At 61.7% G+C, this 7,445-nt stretch carries 5 protein-coding genes; all 5 read left to right on the forward strand.

Annotated elements, in window-relative coordinates; all coding sequences use genetic code 11:
- A partial coding sequence (locus ACIQ3B_RS17480; protein ID WP_397404843.1) for a DUF499 domain-containing protein occupies nucleotides 1-3,106 on the forward strand: 3,106 nt, incomplete at its 5' end.
- A 3-nt stretch (nucleotides 3,107-3,109) separates the two neighbouring features.
- Nucleotides 3,110-3,733: a DUF3780 domain-containing protein gene (locus tag ACIQ3B_RS17485; protein WP_397404845.1), complete on the forward strand. Its 624-nt coding sequence runs from the start codon at nucleotides 3,110-3,112 to the stop codon at nucleotides 3,731-3,733.
- A 56-nt stretch (nucleotides 3,734-3,789) separates the two neighbouring features.
- Nucleotides 3,790-4,020 carry a hypothetical protein gene (locus ACIQ3B_RS17490; RefSeq protein WP_397404847.1) on the forward strand — a complete coding sequence of 77 codons (231 nt, stop codon included), beginning with the start codon at nucleotides 3,790-3,792 and terminating at the stop codon, nucleotides 4,018-4,020.
- Nucleotides 4,021-4,025: 5 nt separating this feature from the next.
- Nucleotides 4,026-7,046 (forward strand): anti-phage-associated DUF1156 domain-containing protein, encoded by a 3,021-nt coding sequence (locus ACIQ3B_RS17495; protein ID WP_397404849.1) that lies wholly within the window; start codon nucleotides 4,026-4,028, stop codon nucleotides 7,044-7,046.
- Between the two features lie 89 nt (nucleotides 7,047-7,135).
- Nucleotides 7,136-7,445 (forward strand): hypothetical protein (locus ACIQ3B_RS17500; RefSeq protein ID WP_397404851.1); only part of this gene is annotated, 310 nt, incomplete at its 3' end.

Here is a 7,445-nt window from a genome sequence, read left to right on the forward strand (position 1 = left end):
CCCGTCCGTCTTCGCGGCCGATCGTCGCGCTACGGTGCTCAATCTCGATACCTTTTTGGAAGGCAAGGTTAACGGTGCAGTTTTCTTTCAGGAGAATTACTTCACCAATGGCATGCTCACCCTGATTGATCGAGCATTCCGACACTTAGGCGGACAAGGAGCTGGTTCATCAATGTTTCTGCTCTCACAGGCCATGGGCGGAGGCAAGACTCATAGCATGATCGCGTTGGGGCTCCTGGCCAGGGATGTGGAACTGCGCCGCACTGTCATGGGTGCTGACAATCCAGCCCCTAACCTTGGGAGTTGTCGGGTCATTGGCTTCAATGGCCGCAAGACTGATGCTGCGGGTGGGATCTGGGGTTCGCTGGCCGAGCAGCTCGGCAAAGCTGATCAGTTTGCAAGCTACGTCTCCCCCATGCTCACCGCGCCAAGTCCGGAAGCCTGGAAAGAGCTGCTGAGAGGGGAGCCGCTCATCGTGTTCCTGGATGAGCTTCCACCCTACCTTGAATATGCCGTTTCGGTCCCATCCGGCAGCGGTGATCTCGGCCAGGTCACCACAGCAGCCCTGGCCAATCTATTCGTGGCGGTCGGTGATGACGAAATGACAAATGTCTGCCTGATCGTATCGGACCTGGCAGGAACGAATTACACCGTCGGCCAAGATCGGTTGAAAGATTCTTTCGACCGCGCCATTCAAAAAGCCCAAGGCGAGGCAGGACGTTCCGCCGTACCAATCACCCCGGTGAATCCCAACGGCGATGAGCTATACCACATCCTGCGTAAGCGTTTGTTCGAACAGGTGGCCCCCGAGGCCGAGATTCAGCAGGTGGCGGACGCCTACCGCGAATCGCTTCGACAAGCCGCCAACATGGGCCTCACCTCGACTACTCCCGAGGGCATGTACACCCGGGTGCTCGACGCCTACCCGTTCCACCCCGACCTGCGCGAACTGGTCGGCAAGTTCAAGGAAAACGAAGGCTTCCAACAGACCCGTGGCGTTATCCGGCTGATGCAGATGATCGTCGCCAACCTCTGGGACTCGCAGAGGGCCGCTTCGATCGACCTCATTCATCCCTACGACCTTGACCTGAATGTCGACGAAATCGCCTCGGAGATCCGCACCATCAATCCGTCGTTGAGCGAGGCCATCGCCCACGATATTGCCCATGGGGGCGATGCCGAGGCCGAGCAGATCGACGGCAGCAACGGCAATCATGACGCCTCCGAAGCGGCTCGTCTGATTTTGGTCGCGTCACTCTCCACGACCCCGGGCGCGATCCACGGCCTGCGCGAGTATCAGCTGGTCGATTGCCTGCAGCGACCCGGCCGCGACCTGTCGACCTTCAAGGCCAACGTTCTCGACAAGCTGGCCACGCGTGCCTGGTACCTTCACAACTCGCAGGACGGCCGACTGTTCTTCAAGAATCAGGAAAACTTGGCCGCCAAGCTGCGCTCCACGGCCCAGTCGTTGCACAACGAAACGGTCGACCGGATGCTACGCGAGCATCTTGAAGCCTATTTCGCCGCCTCTTTGCGGGACTGCTATCAAGTCGTCAAGGTGCTGCCGCCGCTCGACGAAGTGCAACTGGAGCAAGAAAAGACCACCCTGGTTATCGTCCGTCCGGGCGGCCAAGCCAATCAGTTGCCGATCTCCGCCGACTGGCAGGCTTGGTGGGACCAGCAGTCATACAAGAATCGTGTCCTGTTTCTCACCGGTGCCCGCGACACCTTCCAGAAAGTTCTTGATGCCGCGCGCCAGTCACGGGCACTGCAGAGTATCGAGGACGAACTGCGGGCCGAGAACACGCCGGCCGGCGATCCGCAATGGAGCGCACTCGACGCCCTCCGCGACCGCATCGGTCTCCAATTTTCCTCTGCACTTAAGGAAGCCTTCGATCAGATCGTCTACCCATCGATCAACAGCGCGCTGCGGGCCACCGGCATCGACCTCGCCTTCGCTGGTAATCAGCACGGCGAGGCCACCCTCCGTCACACGTTGGAAGGGGCGCAGAAATTTACCACCAATGTTGATGACGACAGTTTCCGCAGCCGCGCCGAAACTCGTCTGTTCGGCTCGCCTCACAGCAAGGTAGTGCTATGGTCCGACTTCAAACGAGCAGCCGCGGTTGCCACGAATTGGCCTCTGCATAAACCCTCAGCCCTCGATGATCTTAAGTCTGACTCTATTCGACGCGGACTCTGGCGCGAAGAGGGTAATCACATCCGTCGGGGGCCGTTCCCGCCGCCGACACCGGAAGTCTCGCTGCGTGAACTATCGGTAGAGGAAGAGGGCGAAGGCTATACCTATCTTAAGCTTGAACCCTTGCATGCACCGTCACTGGTCTTCGAAACCGGTGATGCCGAACCTACTACCGCGTCGAGTCCAGTCCCGACACCGAGCCGCTTCGAGGCCAAGGCCTTGCGCTACCGGTTCCTGGCCGTCGACCCGGATGACGCGACCCGCCTCAGCCCCATCAAGGAATGGTCGCCCAAACTTCGAATCAAGTACCAGTTGCTAGATCGGGGCGATCACCGTCAAATCGAACTGCTGGCCCTGCCCAGAGCCAATGGCATCGACATCCGCTACACCACGGACGGCTCCTCGCCGACGGGCACCAGCGCCGCAACCTATGACGGCGTGTTCAGCGTGCCGGAGAATTGCCGTATCGTCTGCGCGATAGCCGTCTGTTCCGCTTACAACCTGAGTTCGGAAACCCTACGGATTACCATTCCGCAAACCGGCGCCAGCCCCCAGATCGATCTCCGACAGCCGGCGCGCTGGACCCAGCAGACCAAGCTGGATGATCCGGGTGCAGTTTGGAATTTCCTGCAGCGACTGGAAGGTTCAGCGGGACTGGTTGCGCACGACATCAGCCTTACGGCGGAAAGCGCCGATGGATGCCAGAACATTGAGTATTCCGGGGCGTTGGAGGCAGGTTATGACGCCGCCGCCGCCCAGCAACTGGCCAAGCAGTTGCAAACCATCGTTAGCGAAGGCGGGCTGCGCATGATCGTCGGCACTTTGGCGTTTCCGACGGGACAGGCGTTGCTCGACTGGCTGCGGGAAACCAACCAGACCTTCAACCCTGCCAAGGTTCGTCAGTAACCCATGGCGCGCGCTCCTGCTTCATCCCGCAAGGTCGCCGGCCTGGGCTTTCTGCCGGACGAAGCCCGGCACGGCTTTCTGATTGACATACCCAAGGGCAGCGCCGCCGACGCGATGATCTGCATCACCGAACATCGGGGTGATGATCTCGACCAACTCGGTGCCCGCACCGTCGCGCCGCCGTCGCCGAATGATCCGGCTCTGCGCGTCATTATCGACCGCACCCGTTGGTTGGCATTGGCACCGGCGTTCTGGGACGAGGCCAATCGCCGTCTGCGCGCCAATGGCCTGCCGATTGCCAAATTCCAGAAGAATCCTGCCAAGCCGGTGCCTATCCATCCCTCCCTCGGCAAGGAACTCTGTGTCCTCTGTTGGGCCGTGGAAAGCGCACCGCCCGACGACATTCCCAACGCCCTGAAAAACTGGGAAGCGCTGGCGCCCGAGGAGCGCTGGTGGCTTTACACCATGACCGTCGCTACTACCGGGCAGGCCATGCAGAAAGGCATCGGCTGGCGTAAGGCGCTGCGCGCCGCGCTCGCGGATAATCCCTTCGTCAAGGGGGAGGGCTTGTCGCCCAAGACCCGTCGCGAACTGCTGGGACATGGCCAGCTGTCCCTGGCCTTGTAGGTGTGGGTAAGTGATTTTTGGGAAACAGTTGCGCTGGCTTTTACTGGAGCACTGGTATGAATAACGAGACAGAAATCCGGATTAAGGGCATGCAGGCGCTCATCGGCGCGCTGGGACTGGTGGATGCCGAACGCTTCATGGCGGCCGCATCGCGCGACCGTTTCAATTACACCGAGTGGCGTCGTCTGGGTTTGCCGAGTCTGGGCTTGCGCGAACTGGCCGACGAAGCCAACCGCGTCAGCGCGGAGTGGGCGGCCACATCGTCACAACCCAAGCCATCTGTCTGACCGCCATGCCTGCCTTCATCGAAACCCAGTTCCCCATCGCCCGGCTGTCGGCCGAAGCCTACAAGGAGCGCAAGGCCAACCTCGGGCAGACGCTGACCCGGCTGGGGAAATGGTGGGGCCGCAAGCCGCTGATCCTGGTGCGGGCGTCTCTCCTCGGCATGCTGATGCCAGCCTCCGCCGACCCGAAAAAGGACCGGAACATCTTCCTCAAGATTCTGACCATGGATGATGACGGCGCCTGGCAGCGCTGCAAGGGCGATATCCCCGCCGGTGTCTGGCGCGAGACCGCCCCAGCCGGACTCCGTGATGAATACTTTGGCGCGCGCGGCTTCAAGCAGGGCGTCACCGACGAGGAGAAGGCCGAGGTCTGCCGCCAGATCTGGGAGTCGCTGGCCCCGGAAGCCCAGCATCGGCTGGACAATCAGCGCCGCCGACCGGTGCCTGATCGCGCCGAGTTCGACGCCCTGAGCTATGCCGAGCGCATCCGCCATTGCGAACGGCCGGAAAACGTCGAGGGGCCGACGGCCGCCGCCTGGGCCGAGATCAATGCCCACCTGAATACCAGCGCTCGGTCACTGCCGGAATTAGTGGAACAGCTTGGCCAACGCACCTTTGGCCACACGCCCCGCGTGGGGGACAGCTTTTGCGGAGGCGGATCCATTCCGTTCGAGGCCGCCCGCATCGGTTGCGCAGCCTTCGGCTCCGATCTCAACCCGGTGGCTGGGCTGCTGACTTGGGCCAGCCTCAATCTGTTGGGTGGCGGCGAGCTGGTGCAGAAGGAAGTCATGCAGGTGCAGGCCGAGGCGCTGGCCGCCGCTGATGGCCAGATTACTGGCTGGGGCATTGAACACAACGCCCAAGGCGAGCGGGCCGATGCGTATTTGTACTGTGTCGAGGTTAAGCCCGAGGGCTGCGACTATTACATCCCGTTGGCGCCGAGCTGGCTGATCGGGGAACGCTCCAAGGTCGTATGTCGCTGGCGGCGTGTGCTGGGCACCGACCGACTCGAACCGGAAATTGCCGTGGTTGGCGATGCCGAATTGAAACGCTACAAGGAAGGCCAAGGCGCCACGGTGGTGGATAGCCGTGTGGTCGATCCCTTCGATCCGCACCGGTCCTGGTCCGTGGAAGCCCTGCGTGGCCCGGAAGGACTGCGCCGCTGGACCAATGACGATGTGTCGCCGCGTCCCGGTGATGTGTTTCAGGAGCGGTTGTACTGCATCCGCTGGGTCAAGACGGTCATGGTCGATGGCAAGCCCAAGGAATTACGGCGCTATGCTGCGCCCGACGCCGATGATCTGGTCCGTGAAGCCGTGGTACTAGAACTGCTGCGCGAACGGTTCGCGGCATGGCAAAGCGGAGGTTTGATCCCGTCACAAACCATACCCGAGCGGGGCGCGGAGACGGATCGCCTGTTTCGCGAGCGCGGCTGGACCCACTGGCATCATCTTTTCACGCCGAGACAATTGCTGACGCATGGGGTGATGGCGGAGAAGTCCGAACAACTGACGGAGTCGAAGGCTGCAAGAGTGGGGTGTTTGTTGGGGTTGGGTAGGATGGCCGATTGGAATGCCCGACTAAGCGCTTGGATGTTCCATACGGGCAATGAAAAGGGAAACCAGGTTTTCTACAACCAAGCCTTAAATTGCCATTTCAACTATTCCTCACGCCCATTTTCTAAACTTAAGGAAACATTCAGCTTTCTTGATGGCAACGTAAGCAAATTAGCCAACGTCTCAAATTCAATTGTCCACTTGAAGGATGCGCGTGATCTAATCGAAGTTTGTGACTTCTGGATCACCGACCCGCCCTACGCTGACGCGGTCAACTATCACGAACTCGCCGATTTCTTCCTCGCCTGGTACGAGAAGCCGCTCGCCAAAATCTTCCCGGAATGGCTTCCCGACGCCCGCGCCGAGTTGGCGGTGCGCGGCGATGGCGAGGATTTCCGTCGCTCGATGGTGGAAATTTACCGCAACCTGGCCCGGCACATGCCGGATAACGGCTTGCAGATAGTCATGTTCACCCACAAGAATCCGGCGGTCTGGGCCGATCTCGGCATGATCCTCTGGGCTGCCGGCCTTAAGGCCACCGCCGCCTGGACCATCAGCACCGAGACCGACGCGGTCGGCATCAAGAAGGGCGATTACGTGCAGGGCACCGTCTGCCTAGTGCTGCGCAAGCGGGTCGGCAGCGAGCCGGGCTTCCTCGACGAGGTCTATCCGCTGGTCGAGGACGAGGTGAAGCGGCAGATTGCGTCCATGCAGGCGCTGGACGAGGGCGGCGAACCCAATTTCAACGACGCCGATTACCAGCTCGCCGCCTACGCCGCCGCGCTGAAGGTGCTGACCCAATACGCCACCCTCGACGGCAAGGACGTGGAGCATGAGGTGTTCGCCGTGCGCGCCCGCAATGAGAAGAGCGACTTCCAGATCGTCATCGAACGGGCGCTGGGCATCGCCTGCGACACGCTGATCCCGCGTGGCCTCGATACCGGCTGGCGTGAGCTGTCGCTGGTGGAGCGCTACTACCTGCGCGCCCTCGACATCGAGAGCCGGGGTGAGCGGCGCAAGGGCATGTACGAGGAACTGGCGCGCGGTTTCGGCGTGACCGACATCAGGCCGCTGCTGAAAAGCGACAAGGCCAACGGCGCCCGCATGCACACCGCCAGCGGCTTGGCCGGGACCCAGTTGGCCCAGCCCGATGGGACTGTCGCCGCGCCCGCCGGTCTGCCCGGTCGACGCGGACGCGCCGCCGCCAGTGGCCCGCACCCCTTCGCGTCGACGCCCCTGCGCCATCTGCTGTTCGCCATCCGTGAAACCGCCGCTGCTGACAACAGCCCTGAGCCCGGCCGCCAGTATCTGCGAGACACCTTCGATCAAGGCTACTGGGGCAAGCGCGAGGGCTTTGTCCACCTGCTCGACTGGCTAGCCGCAATGGGCAATGCCGAGGAAATGCGCGAGTGGGTAGACGACTCCGAGGCCGCCCGCATCCTGGCGGGACGGCTAAGGAATGACCATGGGTAAGCGCCCGTGCCGGCGGTTCCTCGCCGCAACTTTTTCCTTGTCGGGGAAAATTGATTGATCGCTTTGTTGTGTCGAATTGACTTTCACGCATGCTAACCCGCCATTCCAGCCGTCGTCAGCGTCTCGATCAATCGGTCCTGACGCAGCGCCTCGATGGCGCGGTGGCCTATGACCGCATCGCCGGCTATTTTCGTTCCAGCCTGTTTGAAGTCGCCGGAGAGGCCATCGCCAAGGTCAACGGTCCCGTCCGCATTGTCTGCAACTCCGATCTCGACCCGCAGGATTTGATCACGGCCGCCGCCGCGCAGCCTGCACTCCGGCGAAGTTGGTGTGCTGGAAAGCCGGAACTCGCTCCGCCGGCCGCTCTTCCTCGCTACCGCGCTCTGTATGACGCCCTGA

The sequence above is a fragment of the Phenylobacterium sp. genome (genome assembly GCF_044358365.1).
GTDB lineage: Bacteria > Pseudomonadota > Alphaproteobacteria > Caulobacterales > Caulobacteraceae > Phenylobacterium.

Excerpts from the sequence above, each read along its gene's own strand:
- ACIQ3B_RS17485 (WP_397404845.1), top strand. The coding sequence starts at position 3,110 with ATGGCGCGCGCTCCTGCTTCATCCCGCAAGGTCGCCGGCCTGGGCTTT.
- ACIQ3B_RS17490 (WP_397404847.1), top strand. The coding sequence starts at position 3,790 with ATGAATAACGAGACAGAAATCCGGATTAAGGGCATGCAGGCGCTCATC.
- ACIQ3B_RS17495 (WP_397404849.1), top strand. The coding sequence starts at position 4,026 with ATGCCTGCCTTCATCGAAACCCAGTTCCCCATCGCCCGGCTGTCGGCC.